The organism is Methanohalophilus sp. DAL1 (assembly GCF_001683555.1).
In the GTDB taxonomy this organism is placed as follows: Archaea; Halobacteriota; Methanosarcinia; order Methanosarcinales; family Methanosarcinaceae; genus Methanohalophilus; species Methanohalophilus euhalobius.
In genome coordinates, this window is the sequence record NZ_MAFX01000007.1 from 15,295 (window position 1) to 31,667 (window position 16,373).

At 45.5% G+C, this 16,373-nt stretch carries 16 protein-coding genes and 1 tRNA gene; 8 read left to right on the forward strand and 9 right to left on the reverse strand.

Going from position 1 to position 16,373, the window contains the following annotated elements; all coding sequences use genetic code 11:
- Positions 1 to 88: 88 nt before the first annotated feature.
- Positions 89 to 496, reverse strand: coding sequence for a MarR family transcriptional regulator (locus tag A9957_RS01910; protein ID WP_096712984.1), 408 nt, complete (start codon positions 494 to 496; stop codon positions 89 to 91).
- Positions 497 to 663: 167 nt separating this feature from the next.
- Here A9957_RS01910 and groES point away from each other — a divergent pair, with 167 nt between their 5' ends.
- From groES to clpB, 3 genes are all read left to right on the forward strand, one after another.
- Positions 664 to 939: a co-chaperone GroES gene (gene groES, locus A9957_RS01915; RefSeq protein WP_096712985.1), complete on the forward strand. Its 276-nt coding sequence runs from the start codon at positions 664 to 666 to the stop codon at positions 937 to 939.
- A gap of 17 nt (positions 940 to 956) precedes the next feature.
- Positions 957 to 2,567, forward strand: coding sequence for a chaperonin GroEL (gene groL / locus A9957_RS01920; protein WP_096712986.1), 1,611 nt, complete (start codon positions 957 to 959; stop codon positions 2,565 to 2,567).
- A gap of 133 nt (positions 2,568 to 2,700) precedes the next feature.
- Positions 2,701 to 5,310, forward strand: a complete 2,610-nt coding sequence (gene clpB / locus A9957_RS01925) for an ATP-dependent chaperone ClpB (protein ID WP_292342997.1) — start codon at positions 2,701 to 2,703, stop codon at positions 5,308 to 5,310.
- Positions 5,311 to 5,335: 25 nt separating this feature from the next.
- Here the strand turns inward: clpB and A9957_RS01930 are convergent, their stop codons facing one another.
- Genes A9957_RS01930 through artA form a run of 3 tightly spaced genes read right to left on the reverse strand, consistent with a single transcriptional unit; the run spans position 5,336 to position 7,546 of the window.
- A complete protein-coding gene (locus A9957_RS01930; protein ID WP_096712988.1) occupies positions 5,336 to 6,019 on the reverse strand; it encodes an archaetidylserine synthase in 684 nt (227 codons plus the stop codon).
- 3 nt (positions 6,020 to 6,022) lie between these two features.
- The gene (locus A9957_RS01935) at positions 6,023 to 6,724 is read right to left on the reverse strand and encodes a phosphatidylserine decarboxylase (protein WP_367121649.1); all 702 of its coding nucleotides are present in this window, start codon (positions 6,722 to 6,724) and stop codon (positions 6,023 to 6,025) included.
- A complete protein-coding gene (gene artA / locus A9957_RS01940; RefSeq protein WP_292342999.1) occupies positions 6,725 to 7,546 on the reverse strand; it encodes an archaeosortase A in 822 nt (273 codons plus the stop codon). It lies immediately after the preceding gene.
- Between the two features lie 64 nt (positions 7,547 to 7,610).
- Here artA and A9957_RS01945 point away from each other — a divergent pair, with 64 nt between their 5' ends.
- From A9957_RS01945 to priL, 4 genes are all read left to right on the forward strand, one after another.
- Positions 7,611 to 8,027, forward strand: coding sequence for an NUDIX hydrolase (locus tag A9957_RS01945; protein ID WP_096712991.1), 417 nt, complete (start codon positions 7,611 to 7,613; stop codon positions 8,025 to 8,027).
- Entirely contained in the window at positions 8,005 to 8,319 is a 315-nt protein-coding gene (locus tag A9957_RS01950; protein WP_292343002.1) for a transcription factor S, read from the forward strand. The genes A9957_RS01945 and A9957_RS01950 overlap by 23 nt, the downstream gene beginning before the upstream one ends.
- Before the next feature lie 82 nt (positions 8,320 to 8,401).
- Positions 8,402 to 9,139 (forward strand): DNA polymerase sliding clamp, encoded by a 738-nt coding sequence (locus A9957_RS01955; protein ID WP_096712993.1) that lies wholly within the window; start codon positions 8,402 to 8,404, stop codon positions 9,137 to 9,139.
- A 3-nt stretch (positions 9,140 to 9,142) separates the two neighbouring features.
- Entirely contained in the window at positions 9,143 to 10,198 is a 1,056-nt protein-coding gene (priL, locus tag A9957_RS01960) for a DNA primase regulatory subunit PriL (protein WP_292343004.1), read from the forward strand.
- Between the two features lie 24 nt (positions 10,199 to 10,222).
- Here priL and A9957_RS01965 read toward each other — a convergent pair whose 3' ends face one another.
- From A9957_RS01965 to A9957_RS01985, 5 genes are all read right to left on the reverse strand, one after another.
- Positions 10,223 to 11,677 carry a homoserine O-acetyltransferase gene (locus A9957_RS01965; RefSeq protein WP_292343006.1) on the reverse strand — a complete coding sequence of 485 codons (1,455 nt, stop codon included), beginning with the start codon at positions 11,675 to 11,677 and terminating at the stop codon, positions 10,223 to 10,225.
- A complete protein-coding gene (locus A9957_RS01970) occupies positions 11,674 to 12,978 on the reverse strand; it encodes an O-acetylhomoserine aminocarboxypropyltransferase/cysteine synthase family protein (RefSeq protein WP_292343008.1) in 1,305 nt (434 codons plus the stop codon). Before A9957_RS01970 ends, A9957_RS01965 begins: the two co-directional genes overlap by 4 nt.
- Positions 12,979 to 12,988: 10 nt before the next feature.
- Positions 12,989 to 14,368 (reverse strand): O-phospho-L-seryl-tRNA:Cys-tRNA synthase, encoded by a 1,380-nt coding sequence (pscS, locus tag A9957_RS01975; protein WP_096712997.1) that lies wholly within the window; start codon positions 14,366 to 14,368, stop codon positions 12,989 to 12,991.
- A gap of 14 nt (positions 14,369 to 14,382) precedes the next feature.
- Positions 14,383 to 14,453: transfer RNA gene (locus tag A9957_RS01980), tRNA-Cys, on the reverse strand.
- A gap of 215 nt (positions 14,454 to 14,668) precedes the next feature.
- Positions 14,669 to 15,001: a transcriptional regulator gene (locus A9957_RS01985; protein WP_096712998.1), complete on the reverse strand. Its 333-nt coding sequence runs from the start codon at positions 14,999 to 15,001 to the stop codon at positions 14,669 to 14,671.
- Between the two features lie 177 nt (positions 15,002 to 15,178).
- On the opposite strand from A9957_RS01985, the gene nifS reads away from it, so the two are divergent.
- Positions 15,179 to 16,372, forward strand: a complete 1,194-nt coding sequence (nifS, locus tag A9957_RS01990) for a cysteine desulfurase NifS (protein WP_096712999.1) — start codon at positions 15,179 to 15,181, stop codon at positions 16,370 to 16,372.
- The last annotated feature ends 1 nt before the right edge of the window (position 16,373 follow it).

Here is a 16,373-nt window from a genome sequence, read left to right on the forward strand (position 1 = left end):
TATCCATATAAAATAAACTGGCATACCGAAGAAAAAGTATGGAAATTAAAGACCTTAATTTATAAGCTGGATACAACAAAAATATTCTTCAACGATTACTAATACCTTTTTGCTTGTCAATATCTGAAGCAATGGCTTCCAGTTCATCAAACATACGCTCGGAGTCTTTGCGCATTTCATGTACTGCTGCCTTCAGGCTTCCTCCTCTTAGATGAAGCAGACGTTTTTCACGGTAAACAAGTCCTGCCTTTACCAAATTCCGCACATGGTGATTAACACGAGAGAGATTTATGCCAAGGGCCTCAGCTATCATTTCCGATGAAACACGTTCATTCTCGGCAATGTTATCAAGCAAAGTCATTACAATCTGGTTTGCCGTGTTTTCTATGTCCCTTCCCGAAGACAGACCAAAGCTATTACATAACCAGTATAGATCTTGGTCAGGGTCCTTCTCCCTGGGTTTTTCCAGTTTTACCAGAATAATCTGCTGGCTCATAAAAGATAATAACAGAATACTAGTATATAAAAATAACTGAGTTATGTAGATATGATGTATACAAAACACATATGAAATGCATAAAATACAAAAAGTTTAAATAATATACATACCATTAAGATTCTATACTGACCGAGTCAGTCTGAAAATGGTCAGGAGGACAAAGCATGAACATAAAACCAGTTGGAGAAAGAGTTCTTATCAAACCCATTAAGGAAAAGGAGGTCACTTCCGGTGGAATATACATCCCGGAAAGTGCCCAGAAAGAGAAAAAGGAAGGAAATATTGTAGCCGTAGGCACATATGAAGACGGTAAAGAATTACCGGTCAAAAAAGGCGACCATATCATCTATGGTGGATTCCAGAGTGATGAAATGGAAATGGACGGAGAGAAATATCTATTCATAGACTTCAAGGATGTACTTGCAATTATTGAGGAATAAATTATCGGGGTATATAAATGACTACTAAACAGATCACTTTCGACGAAAATGCCAGGCAGGCTTTACTGAGAGGTATCGACAAAGTATCCAACACCGTTAAAGTAACTCTTGGACCCAAGGGTAGAAATGTTGTGCTTGATAAATCAGGCAACCCTACAGTTACCAATGACGGCGTCACAATTGCCAAAGAAATCGAGCTGAAAGACAAGTTTGAGAATATGGGAGCAAAACTTGTCAAGGAAGTCGCTTCACGCACACAGGATAATACAGGAGACGGGACAACTACAGCAACATTGCTCGCACAGGCAATGATCAGTGAAGGCATACGTAATATTACAGCGGGTGGCAATCCGATTGAAATCAAAAGGGGAATCGATAAAGCAACCGCTAAAGCCGTTGAATACCTGCAGACCCAGAGCAAGGAAGTAAAGGATAAGGAAAGAATCATACAGGTAGGAACAATTTCTGCCAACAATGATGAGGAAATAGGCAAACTGATATCCGATGCTATGGACAGGGTCGGATACAATGGCGTAATTACCGTAGACGACTCCAAAACAATGGAGACAACCCTGGAAGTTGTTGAAGGCATGCAGTTTGACAGAGGATATGTCTCACCGTATATGGCAACCGATCAGGAAAAAATGGTTTGTGAACTTGAGAATCCGTACATCCTCCTTACAGACAAGAAAATCAATAATGTAAACCAGATAGTACCGGTGCTCGAAAAAGTCGCACAGGAAGGAAAACCCCTCCTGATAGTCGCACAGGATGTAGAGGGGGATGCACAGGCAGCCCTTATTCTCAATATTATGAGAGGGTCCCTCAAAGTCAGTGCGGTCAAGGCCCCCGGATTTGGTAACGACCAGAAGGATATGCTGGAAGACCTGGCTGTCCTGACAGGCGGAACTGTTGTCAGTGAAGACAAGGGAATGAAACTCGAGGATGTTACCGACGATATGCTCGGAAGTGCCCACAAGGTCAGTGTGGACAAGCAGAAGACCACAATCATTGAAGGTAAAGGGGATAAAGGTGCTATCGAAAGCCGTATGAAAATGATAGAGTCTCAGATCAATATCACTGATGCTGAATACAAGAAGAAGGAATTGCAAAAAAGACTGGCCAAACTCGGCGGTGGTGTGGCAGTAATCAAAGTTGGTGCTGCAACAGAAACCGAACTTGAAGAAAGGAAGATGAGAATCGACGATGCCCTCAATGCCACAAAAGCCGCCGTTGAAGAAGGCGTACTTGCAGGTGGCGGTGTGACATTATTCCATGCAATCCCAAGTCTGGAAACCCTGGAACTCGAGAAAGAGCAGATGGTTGGTGCCAATATTGTTAAAAAGGCTCTTGAAGCACCCCTGCGCCAGATTGCACACAACGCAGGTAAGGAAGGTGCCGAGGTGATAGCACTTATTAAAGCCGAAGCTGACGAAGAAGTGGGCTACAATGCCAAGAAGGGAATCGTTGAAAACCTTTACAATGCAGGTGTAATTGACCCGACAAAAGTAGTCAGAAGCGGCTTACAGAATGCAGCCTCTATTGCAGGAATGGTACTCTCCACCGAAGCCCTTGTCGCTGAATACGATGAGGAAAAGGATGAGAAGGCACCTGCAATAATAATCTGATGGCATAGGGCAAGCCCTGCCATCTTGCAGGGCTTTTTTGAGGCTTTACACCCGGGGGGGGGAGAATGTCTTCAAAAAAACACTCCAAAAGTATAAAGCCCTGAAACATTGAATTTAATGAGGGAGGATAATTATGGACCTGAATAATTTCACACAGAAAGCCCAGGAGGCAATACAAAATTCCCGCACCATTGCTGCAAGATATTATCATCAGCAGATTGATACGGAGCATCTGTTCCTTTCTCTTTTAGAACAAAGGGAAGGACTTGTGCCTTCATTGCTTGACAAGATGAATATTTCCAGTGCAATGGTAAAAGAACAACTCGAAAAACATTTGTCAGGTCTTGGGCAGGTATCAGGTCCGGGAAGCGAGAATGTTTACTTCACCCAGAAAGCCATCCGGGTACTGGATAATGCTGCAACCCTTGCGAGTAAGATGAATGATGAATATACCAGTGTAGAGCATATACTGGTATCCCTGGCCCGGGAAAAGGACAGCTACAGCAAGAAACTACTCGAGGAATTCGGGGCAGATGAAGAACGCCTGAACCAGGCGATAAAGGAAATCAGGGGGAATCGCAGAGTGACATCAGAAAACCCGGAGGATACATATGAACCTCTGGAAAAATACGGCATAGATTTTACAGAACTTGCCAACCAGGGGAAACTTGACCCGGTAATCGGCAGGGATCATGAGATCAGGCATACGATAGAAATACTGTCCCGCCGCAGGAAGAATAACCCGGTACTTATCGGAGAAGCAGGTGTGGGTAAGACCGCCATTGTGGAAGGACTGGCGCAGCGTATTGCAAAAAAGGACGTTCCCGATGCAATGAAGAACAAACGTATAGTGGCCCTGGACATGGGTTCCCTGGTCGCAGGAGCCAAGTTCCGGGGAGAATTTGAGGAAAGGCTCAAGGCAGTCCTGAAGGAAGTAGCTGAATCTGAAGGCCAGATTATACTGTTCATCGATGAATTGCATACCATTGTAGGAGCAGGAGCCACTGAAGGTGCAATGGATGCCGGCAATCTGCTCAAACCTATGCTGGCCAGGGGAGAACTGCACTGTATAGGTGCAACCACCCTTGATGAATATCGGAAATACATCGAGAAAGATGCAGCTCTGGAACGCAGGTTCATGCCTGTGATGGTGAATGCTCCGGATGTCGAGAACACAATCTCTATTTTGAGGGGTCTGAAAGAGAAATATGAGGTTCATCACGGAGTACGGCTCAAGGATAGTGCCCTTGTAGCAGCCGCCGTGTTGAGTGACCGATATATATCGGACAGGTTCCTGCCTGACAAAGCCATAGACCTGCTGGATGAGGCAGCATCCAAAGTCAAGACTGCCATTGACAGCAAACCGGCCAGCCTGGATGAAGCTGACAGGAAACTGATGCAACTTGAAATCGAGAAGGAAGCCCTGAAAAAGGAAAAAGATGCTGCTTCAAAGGAAAGGCTGCAGAGCCTGGAGAAAGAGATATCAGAAATACGGGCCGAATCCGATGCAATGCGCACTCGCTGGGAAAATGAGAAGGCCACCATTGCAAAACTGAACAGCCTCAAAGAGCAGATCGATGATACCAAGACCCAGCTGGAACTGGCAGAGACAGAAGGCGATTTTGAAAAGGCATCCCGCCTGAAATACGGTACCCTGGTCCCCCTGCAGCATGAATACGAGGAAGAGGAAAATCGGCTGAAGGAAAAACAAACCAATATGTTGCTCAAGGAAGAAGTGGATGAGGAGGATATCGCCCATGTAGTAAGCGAGTGGACCAGAATCCCGGTTACCAAACTCATGGAGGGAGAAAGGGAAAAACTGGTGCATCTGGAGGATCGCCTGCATGAAAGAGTGATCGGCCAGAACGAGGCAGTAAAGGCCGTTTCAGATGCTGTGATCCGTGCCCAGGCGGGAATCAAGGACCCCCGCCGGCCAATCGGCAGTTTCATCTTCCTGGGACCTACCGGTGTGGGTAAGACCGAACTCGCCAAAGCCCTTGCAACCGAACTTTTCGATAGCGAAGATCATATGATCCGCATTGATATGTCCGAGTACATGGAAAAACACACAGTTGCAAGGCTTATCGGTGCACCGCCAGGCTACATCGGCCATGATGAAGGGGGCCAGCTTACCGAAGCCGTACGCAGGAATCCCTACTCGGTAATCCTGTTTGATGAGATCGAAAAAGCCCATCATGATGTATTCAATATCATGCTCCAGTTGCTCGATGACGGCAGGCTGACCGATTCAAAAGGCAGGACTGTGGATTTCAAGAATACAATAGTGATCATGACCTCCAATATCTGTGTGGATTACGCCATATCCAAACTTGAAGAAGGAGTTGCCTACAGCAAGATGCAGGAGACGGCCATGAACGAACTCACCAAACACTTCAGGCCGGAATTCCTCAACCGTATCGACGAGATCGCCATATTCCGCGCCCTTACCAAGGACCAGCTGACATACATCGTGGATATCAAGATAGAGGACCTTGTGCAGAGGCTCAAAGAGCGCAGAATTGATCTTGAAATCACTGACCGGGCGAAGAAATACCTGGGAGATGCTGGCTACAGTGAGACGTACGGTGCGAGACCACTGAAAAGAGTCATTCAGAACGAACTTGAAACCGAGGTCGGCAAACGTATTGTCAGTGGAGAGGTGATGGAATCCGATACTGTTGTTGTCGATGCCGATGAGCGGGGCCTTAATTTCGAGATCAGAAAGGGAGAAGAACATACATGATCTCCCTTTTTCTTTTTGAATTAACTCATTTTTCATAATACTGTCTGGGAATCCTCATGATAGGAGATTCCAGATATAGCATCAGGGACAAAAACAGGATAGTGGAGAATATCCACACATAGGAATTTAGCAGGAAATAGGACAGTATTGTTGAGAAAAATAGTATTGATACAGCACCCATGGCCCTGGGACCGCGAAGTTTGGGATAAGGATGGTCACTGACCATTAGATAACACAACAGCACGACCAGGCCAAAGATAACCCAGGTATAGATATACTGGGGGGCAAGCAGGGCGTAGGACGATAAAACCACAGCAGAAGCCGTGATCGGCAATCCCTCAAAATCCGGGATCGTTTTCTTCTTTGTGTTGAAACGGGCAAGCCGCAATATCCCACATACCAGATACAGGCACGCAAAAACACCTGCTGCATAACGCAGGGAAACTGTGGTACCTAAAAAGATCAGGCATGAGGGGGCCACTCCGAAAGAAACAGCATCTGCAAGGGAATCAAGGTATTCCCCCATTGGACCCTGACTTATGGTACGTGCAAGATAACCATCCATCCCATCGGCTACCGCTGCAATCAGCACAAAAACAAAACCCAGCTCAATCTGTCCACTGAAGGCTGCGAAAATAGCCAAAAGTCCGAAAACAGCGTTTGTTAATGTCATTATGTCCGGCAGGACCAGGTCCTTGAAGATATCCATCCATTACCTCTCATGATGTGGGATTTTTGCAATTTTGGTATCGCCTGCATATACCCTATCCCCTTTACTGACACAAATATCAAATCCTTCAGGGATAGTAACATCCACCCGGGACCCCAGCCTTATCATTCCAATCTTTTCTCCCTGCAGGATTTCATCCCCTTCCTCCACATAAGTAACTATCCGGCGCGCCAGGAAACCAGCTATCTGGGTTACTTCTATTTTTCCAACGGATGTCTGCAGCAGGATATTTGTTCTCTCATTGCGTGAGGAATCCTTGGTAAATGCCGGCAGATATCTTCCTTTGAAGTGTTTTACAGATAAAACTTTACCGCAAAAGGGAGCGCGATTTACATGAACATTATTAAGGTTCATGAAGATGCAAACCTTACGGCCCCTGATATCAGAAATTTTACCATCGGCCGGGGCAAGGATACAGCTTTTACAGAGAGTGGAATCCCTCTTAGGATCACGGAAAAAGAAAACAAAAAATATTGTCAGCAAGCCAAACCCAAAAGTGGAGTAGAGGAATATTTGGCTTCCGGAAAACAGGCTCAGAAAGAAAGTATTTCCGCCCAGCAGAGGCACATCCACCATTGATTGAACGTTAAATATCTGTAATCGCGAAGTTACATACATAAATCCCATTGCAATTGTGAGCAATGAGGCCGTAAAGACCCAGCTATGAGAACCTTTTGCAAGCATTTACCTGTTTCCTGCAATTTTATCAATAATGTCCTTTAACCTGAATCTTGAAAGGGACACAAGTCCGTCAATCAGATCGAAGAGCTGGGGAAGAATCTTCAAAACAGCATAGCCTATTACAAAGAGGGCTACCGCCGAACCCATCTTGGCAATCATATGATGGGCAATCTCAAAACTTTCTGCACCAAACCATTGCTCCCCATAAGCTATAATTACAAAAACATCACGAAAAATATTCAGTATATAGATAACCGGTACTGAAACCATAAATGCCTGGAACAATTTAGAAGCGGGCGCCCTGACAGAAACGATAAGGCCACTAAAGAGGGCAATACTTTCAATAGCAGTGCAGGCAAGGATAATCTCCACTGTATAACCATTGTAGGAGATCAGGTTCCAGGAATCCTGAGTAACTTGATAACCCAGAACGCCAAGAACCCATGTGATGTTATCCGTAACAGTAGCAATAATCCAGTAATTAAGTGAAGGTAACTGGGCAAAAGGAAAATAAAATAGCGAACCTATTGCAGTCGCGCTGGTGACCATTGAAGTAATATCCAGATTCGCAATCGGCAGGGTCTTTGATCTGTACTCATCTACCATCGAGTAAGCCATCATAAGACAGAAGCAGGCAATCATTATTGTAAGGAATACATTGAAATAATCGTTAATTTCCATATAATGGATTGGCTGGTAAGCCCAGTGCGTACCAAAAGTAATCCATCCAAAAGCACCTATCAGTTTACGATAGGATAATTTACCGGGAAGAATAGCTGAAAGAACCATTAATCCTATTGCTATCAATAAAATATAATCTGTCATTTTGGAAGCACCTTGATAAGTATCCAATCTTAATATAGTATTATCCTATTAAGGTTTTGTCAGAATGAGACCGAAAACACCCCTACTAACAGTCGATGGCGTAATTATATTAAATGGAAAGATAGTACTTATTAAAAGGAAAAATGAACCTTACAGGGGATCGTTTGCCCTGCCGGGTGGTTTTGTAGAGATTGGCGAAACCACAGAAGAAGCGGTAAAGAGAGAAGTAATGGAGGAAACGGGGCTTCTAATCAAAATACTCAAATTGGTTGGTGTATATTCAGACCTTTCCCGTGATCCCAGGGGTCACACAGTATCCGTGGCCTACCTTGCAGTAGCCAAAGGCGAACCAAAGGCAGATACAGATGCTGCAGACGTTGGATGTTTTGATCCCAACAACCTGCCAGAGCTCGCTTTTGACCACCAGCAGATTCTAAATGATGCAGGAGATGATATTGATGGAATTTTGTCCAAAATGTAAGAGTATGATGTTTCCCAGTAACGGGGACCTTAAGTGTCGCAAATGTGGATATGAGAAAAGCAGAGAAGAAGGCACAGAAAACATGGTTTCGAAAGCCAAACGTGATGAACATGAGGTTACAGTGCTTGAGGAAAATGTCGATGAAGGATTACCTACAACCCTTGCCCAGTGTCCGGAATGTGGGAATAACAAAGCCTACTGGTGGATGCGACAACTACGTTCGGCAGATGAATCGGAGACCAGATTCTTTAAGTGTACAAAATGCAGTTATACCTGGAGAGAATATGACTGATTCCTCCGACAAAATAAAAACTTATATAACCTGTCGCGTATAATGATTTTCAGATTTTAAAATAATCAGGCGGAGCGACAAAATGTTAGAGGCAACAATTGATGCATCACTTCTGAAAGATTCCATTGAATCATTATCTGTATTGGTTGACGAAGCCCGAGTACACATCTCACCCGAAGGTATAGGCGTGAAAGCTGTGGACCCGGCCAACGTTGCCATGGTCAGCTTTGAACTTCAGGCTGATGCCTTTGATGAATACCAGGCAGAGGAAAGCGAGATTGGCTTAGACCTTACAAGAGTACTGGACATATTGGGTGTCGCAGAAAAAACGGACAAAGTGAAGATGAGACTGGAAGAGGATTCCAGGAAACTCTCCATAAGCATTGGCGGAATATCATATACACTTACATTGCTTGATCCATCTACAATCCGTGCAGAACCCAGGATCCCACAGCTCGAACTGCCTGCAGAGATCGTTGTGAACGGTAAAGGATTCAGCAGGACCGTAAAAGCAGCCGAGAAGATAAGTGACCATATGTCAATGGGAGTTGAAGGAGAAATCTTCTTCCTGGAAGCAGAAGGCGACACAGATCGTATGCGTCAGGAAATGCCCCGCGATGAACTGATAAGCATCACCCCGGCACCTGCACGATCGTTGTTTTCCCTGGATTATCTATCTGACATCATTAAACCTGCCTCTAAATCCAATGAGGTAACCCTTCAGATAGGAAATGATTTCCCTATCAAGATCAATTTTGAAATTGCAGGTGGAAGAGGAAAGGTCGGATACCTGCTGGCCCCCAGAATAGAGTCTGAGTAAATTATGGAAAGGGCAGAACTTGCACTGTACCCCTTTACATCCGCCGCTTCGCAATATGTCGGAGAACTGGATTTTGATCTGGACCGCCTTATAAATTCAAGGGCATTCCAATCAGCCAGACTCAGGGGTGAGGAAAGATTAATCCAGTCTCTGACCACGGGCATCAGTAAACCCTCCCTCACAAATACAGATGAGGGACGGGTACTCACAGAACTTCTTTCCTACCCTTATGCAAGAATACTCGTATCCTGCCTGAACGATTCCTACCTTAACCGTAAATATTCTCATGCTGAAGCCGAAGCTGCATATTCCCTGCTGTTAGAGAGAGAAGATTTTTTTCTCAGGGAAATAGGAGAAGAATTCGGAATCCATGCCAAACAGCACGAAAGAGGCTTCCATTTACATTTTGCGGATTTCTTGAAATATTCCACAACCCTCAAAGCAATTGAGTGGAAACTGATAAACCAGAGAATGGTACATGGCAACGTTTTTGTTGAAAGAAAAGATTTTGCCCGATTGCTGCAGGAAGCAATTAAAAAAAGTATTCATGACAGCCTGCCCCTCAAAGTTCCCGAAAAGACCTGCACCGATTGTTCAGATGCACTGTCACGATTGAAGGAACTCCTCCAGCAAAAGAAAGGTGATATTGAAAGTGGACAGACAGGAGAAGTAGACAGTAAACTGTTTCCTCCCTGCATCAATTATGCCATCAATAATGTTCGCACAGGGGTAAACCTTGCTCATTCAATGCGTTTTGCAATGACTTCCTTTTTGGCAGGTATTGGCATGACAGTGGATGATATAATCAACATGTTCAATGTATCCCCGGATTTTGATGAAGAAAAAACACGATACCAGATTGAACATATTGCCGGTTCCTCAGGTACAAAATATACTCCTCCCTCATGCAGTACCATGAAGACCTACGGCAATTGCCATGGAGCCGATGAACTTTGCAAAAGAATCAATCATCCCCTGAACTATTATCGCAGGAAAATGTGGTATAAAAATAAATCAAAAAAGCCTGCGACTACAAAAGAAAAGAAAGATACAGAGTAACTGCCATAAATCACAGCACTCGTATCACTTAGCACCTCTTCCCACCATTGCACTGATAGTATCACTGGAAAGAATTCCAACAAGACAACCTCTGTCATCAACCACAGGAAGGGCCGAGATGGCATTATCTTCCATTATAAGAGCTGCATTTGAAAGGCTTTCATCTGGATGAGATGTCAAAATATCCCGTGACAGTATTTTTTCGATGGAACTTATCTTGTTGGCAACAGCCCTTGTGATATCCCAGGAAGTCACTATACCAGTAATACGGCCACTTGCTGCCAGAATCGGAATATGTGTTGCATTATTCAAAATCATTAGTTGTGCCGCCTCTTCCAGCGTGCACCCTTCACGGAGAGTCGACACATCCTCCGACATGACATCTCCCACGGTGAGATGCCCCAGGAAAGTGGATAGAAGATAATTTAATTGCCCCTTTTCCAGCAAGAAGGCGTCATGCCCAAAATGTGAAATGAGTTTACGATACTGCACATTTATATCATTGGAACCCAGCGCCTGGACTATTTCCTCAGACTGGTAGGAAGGATAAAGCCAATCCGAAGAGACAGAAATAATCATAAATTCTGATTCTATATTGCTGAAACTTTTTGCAAGGGAAAAACCATTACTTAGATCAAAATTGTCAACTGCTCCGGTAAGATAAAGATAGGAATTTGGGTCAAAACGGCTGGTAAAAGTATCACCCTGATGATGTAGATAACTCTCCACCTGGAACATTTCGTTTTCCCTGGTATCCCTGCCAAACTTATCATGCATGGAATCATCGCTCAGGTAAGTGATGTGTCCGATCATGCGTGCAAGGGAAAGACCCTGTTTGGGTAATTCCCCACCATAATAATCCCCATCATTCCAATAAGGGTCCCGAATTATTGCCTGTCTTGCAACCTCATTAAAGGCAATCTGCTGGGGCGAGGAAATTGCCGTGGATGCAAGTACAATGGCTTTTTTCATGAAATCCGGGTAGGAAACGGTCCACTGCAGAACCTGCATGCCTCCCATGGAACCCCCGGCTATGGCATAAAGACTGGATATACCCAAATTTTTAAGCAATTTGTACTGCAGGTTTACCATGTCTTCAATAGTAATACGGGGAAAAGACAAACCATACGGCAAACCGGATTGGGGATTGGTGGAGGCCGGACCTGTGGTTCCCTTACACCCCCCCAGAACGTTAGAACAGATTACAAAGTATTTATTGGTATCAAAGGCTTTCCCGGGCCCAATTACAATATCCCACCATCCCGGTTTTTTATCGCCTTCATGCCAGCCGGCAGCATGGGCATCCCCCGTGAGAGCATGACATATAAGAATCACATTGGATTTGTCAGAATTAAGTTTGCCATAGGTCTCATAAGCTATGGAAACCCCTGCCAGTTCATCACCATTCACAAGCCTGAAGAGTTCTTTTAGATGATGATGATGTTTTGTTTCCACATAACCTACAGACCTCTCGGTCATACATCCACCTCGTTCAACGCCTGATCAAGGTCTGCGATCAGGTCTTTTGCATCCTCGATACCAATGGACAAGCGGATGTAATCAGGCGTAACACTGGTACTTGCCTGTTCTTCGGAGGTAAGCTGCTGATGGGTGGTGGAAGCGGGGTGGACAACGAGACTCTTTGCATCCCCGATATTGGCAAGATGGGAAAACAGTTCAAGATTTTCTATGAATTGTTTACCTGCCTCAAATCCTCCCTTGATACCGAATCCTACGATCGGTCCGAAACCCCCTTTGAGATACCTTGCAGCCCTTTCATGACTGATATGGTCTTCAAATCCCGGATAATTTACCCATGCAACTTTCGGATGACGCTGCAAGAAACGGGCAATCTCGAATGCATTTTCAGAATGCTTTTTCACACGCAAGAAAAGAGTCTCCAGTCCTTGCAGGAAAAGGAACGAATTAAAAGGACTTACTGCCGCTCCCAGATCCCTTAGCCACTGGACCCGGGCCTTCATGACAAAAGCAACGTTACCCATTTCAGGAACTTCCTTGAAAGCATCCCAGTACACCAGCCCATGATAACTCGGGTCAGGTTCAGTGAACTCAGGGAATTTACCGTTGCTCCAGTCGAAATTGCCGGAATCTATTATGACACCTCCAATAGAGGTTCCGTGGCCACAGACATACTTGGTAGCGGAAAGAACGACAATATCAGCACCGTATTCGATGGGTTTCACAAGCCCGACACCGACTGTGTTGTCCACGATCAGCGGTATACCGGCTTGGTGGGCGATGGCCGCAATTGCTTCAAAATCCGGGACATCGAGTTTGGGATTTCCTATGGACTCGATATACACAGCCCGGGTATTCTCATTGATGGCCTGCCGGAAGGCTTCCGAGTCGGTGGAATTCACAAAGGTGGTCTTCCTGCCCAGTTTGGGGAATGTATGGTTGAATAACTGGTATGTCCCACCATAGAGGTTATCGGCAGCCACAATCTCATCACCCAGTTGGGTGATAGTCAGCAGAGCAAGGGAAATGGCCGACATGCCGGAGGAAACCCCTAAAGCGCCTGTTCCTTCTTCCAGGGCCGCCATCCTCTTTTCAAAGACATCGGTGGTAGGATTCATCATGCGAGTGTAAATATTGCCAAATTCCTTCAGGGCAAACAGGTTTGCCGCGTGTTCTGTATCATCAAAGACATAGGCTGTGGTCTGGTAGATGGGAACAGCCCTTGAACCTGTGGTGGGATCCGGTTCCTGTCCAGCATGTATGGAAAGGGTTTCCGGATCATAATTATTTGATCTGCTCATTGTTTACACCTCAATCGACATTAAGGTTATATTTTACTGCTATCTCCTTAAAGGCATCTGAAAGATAGTCTATCTTTTCCCTGCTGAGGCCATAGGTGTTCAGTTTCCATGCCCTGGTGGCACCCGGGAACATCCCGACAATCCCTAGTTTTGAAAGTTCGTCACTCAGGAAGAAGCCACGGCGTTTGTGTTCCTTTGCCACTTTATCGAAGGTCTGTGTTGTATCCACTTTGGTCAGTGTGTGTCTACGGGGGTACTCAGAAATCACCTTGTTGCCTTCTATTTTCAAGAACTCTTCCATGAACCGATTGGAATTGCGGACCTCCTCATCCCAGTTCTGTGTACGTTTTTTCACATGCGGGAATGAGGCCATCATGGCAAGCAGGGTACCTCCCATAAGAGTACATCCCATCATCTCCACTTCCTTGATGCCGAACTTACGTCCAGTTACATCTCCCTTCATCTGGGTTGTGCGGAAGATGAGGTCTGCATACTCATCCGTTGTGGCCAGCACCCCTGAGGGAGCCGGGGAGGCCATACTTTTGTGACCGGAACCTACCACGAAATCGGCACCCAGTTTCTTGCCATCGACAGGCATCACACCCACGGTGTATGCACCGTTATAGAGCACCGGTATGTCATAATCATGTGCAACCCCGGCTATGGATTTGATATCGTGTTCATTTGCATACTGGTAATCAAAGTGGTCCATCATCATAAGGGAAGGAGGTTTTCCGTCCTCTCTGATAACATCCTCTATCTTTTCGGCCGTTGAGCCAACATCTACCTTGTTGTCATCGTCCAGTGGTATTTCCCTGATCTTGCCTCCGGCAGCCTCAACTGCCAGGAATTCCGTGTAATGTGCCAGGGATGAAACGATTACCGGATCATCTTTTTCCACAAGAGAAGATGTAACTGCCTGGAAACCTCTCCTGGCCCCGGGAACCACCCTGGCAGTATCCATATTCACAAAGCCTGCCAGTTCTTCGTGGAAATCAGCAATTGGAGGGCGACTAATTTTGTCGAGACGAAAAGGCTTGCGGCATGAGTCACAAGTGGAATATCCATCCCCGTAGGATATGAGAGCCTTCCTTGCCTCAGGTGTAAGTCTGCCTGCAGCCTGGATAGGCTGGATGTTTATATTTCCCTCTTCCCTGTACCTCAATCCTATACGGTCAACTATTTGGGGAAAATTGGCCTGTTTTTCAGAAGTACCTTTTTCGAGGGCCTCAATAACCGATTTAAGGTTAGCAGTAGATTTCATGAATGCGTCTTCTTCCACGGCAGACATGCCGGTGGGAAGGGATCGACGAATTATCTCCCGCATATCCTCCAGCTCAAAAAAGGCCTCAAAGGTCTTCTCTATCAAATGGTCTTTGGAGCCTTTCATTTTCTTCCTCCTAAAGGCCGGGGTGAGAGTCGAACTCACCTACACCGATCTGCAGTCGGTTGCATAACCGCTCTGCCACCCGGCCGATACGTATCCATTATTAATCCACATCATTGTTTTTCCAGATGAAAAACTATAAAGAAGAGATAAAGGCAGCCAGTGCCTTCATCGCTTCTTTCGTGGTGGTTGGTGTTTGCAGACATTTGATGCCCTCAATTCACAATAGTGAATTAACAATTGTGAATTGTTGCCCCTTGTATATATAATTTGTGGAGGAATAGCAAAAAGAAAAGTTAGTCATTACTGATCGTCAGGGCAGGCATCATCAGCCCTGAGCTGGCGGCAAATCTCACAGAACCTGTGAGAGAGATCATCAACCGTACCATTCTGGATATCGACCGCAAGACTGGCTATAGAAGCTTTTATTTCGTCATCAAATTCAATCCTGTAACCTCTTTTTTTGGTAAGATACTGGGAAACCGCTGAAGGAGCCATCCCGAAAAGCTTAGCCACTTCCTGTTGGGTTACACCGTTATCCACCAATTCTTTTGCAAGGGCAGCCCTGATAGCAGGCAGGACATCCCATACCACAACCTGACACGGAGTTTCAGTTTTCATATTCTCACGCTTCATTTTCTATAGATATTGACCTACAGGTATATCACTATTGTGAATGGCAGTTGGTGCTTTCTACCGAACATACGTGCAAAAACTTAAAAGGCATAAAAAGATAATATGTTCACAATTGTGACACGGACGTATTAAGCATTAAAGAACGATAAAATATCACAATAAATAAAGGAGGTCACAATGAACACCAACAAGGATGATACAGGAAATATCATCTATCTGGACCATGCAGCCACAACATTTACTGATCCGAAGGTACTGGAGACGATGATGCCATATTTCACTGAAAATTTCGGCAACCCCTCTTCACCTTACGATATGGCAAACGTATCCAAAGAAGCGGTTGACAGTGCCCGACAGCAGGTGGCCACTGCCATCAATGCAGATACAGATGAGATATATTTTACAGGTGGAGGGACCGAGTCCGACAACTGGGCAATCAAGGGTATTGCCTTTGCCAACAGGAAAAAAGGCAACCATATAATCACCTCCTCCATAGAACACCATGCAGTCCTGCATACATGCCAGTGGCTGGAAAAGCAGGGTTTTGAGGTTACCTATCTTCCAGTGGACAAATACGGACAGGTCAGAACAGAGGATGTAAAAAAAGCCATCCGGGACGATACAATCCTGATATCTGTAATGCTGGCAAACAACGAGATCGGCACAATTCAACCAATCCCCCAAATTGGCAGGATAGCCCGGGAGAAGAACATCTATTTCCATACGGATGCCGTACAGGGCATCGGTCAGGTGCCTGTGGATGTAGAAGCTCTGAATGTGGATTTACTCTCCCTCTCCTCCCATAAATTCTACGGACCAAAGGGTGTAGGTGCCCTGTATATCAAAAAAGGCACCCGGCTCGATAACCATAGCCATGGGGGTGCCCAGGAGAAGAAAAAGAGGGCAGGCACAGAAAATGTTCCCGGTATTGTGGGAATGGGTGCAGCTATCGAACAGGCCACATCTCAACTGGAAGAGCATGCCGCTCATATGAAAAAACTGAGAGCACAGCTGGTAGAAGGCCTCCTGCTGATCCCGGCCACCCACCTTGCAGGCCATCCGGAAAAACGCTTGCCGAACAATGTGAACGTAATCTTTGAATACATAGAAGGCGAATCCATTCTGTTGATGCTGAATTCGTACTCTATTGCAGCCTCTACGGGAAGTGCCTGTACCTCGGCTTCCCTTGAACCGTCACATGTGCTTATTGCCTGCGGATTCCCCCATGAGGTCGCACACGGGTCCCTGCGCCTGACCCTGGGAAAGGAAAATACGGAAGAGGATGTGGATTACCTGTTGCAAACGCTGGAGCCAATTATCAGGAGGCTCAGGGCGATGTCACCTATGACACCAAAGGAACAGAGGGAATGAT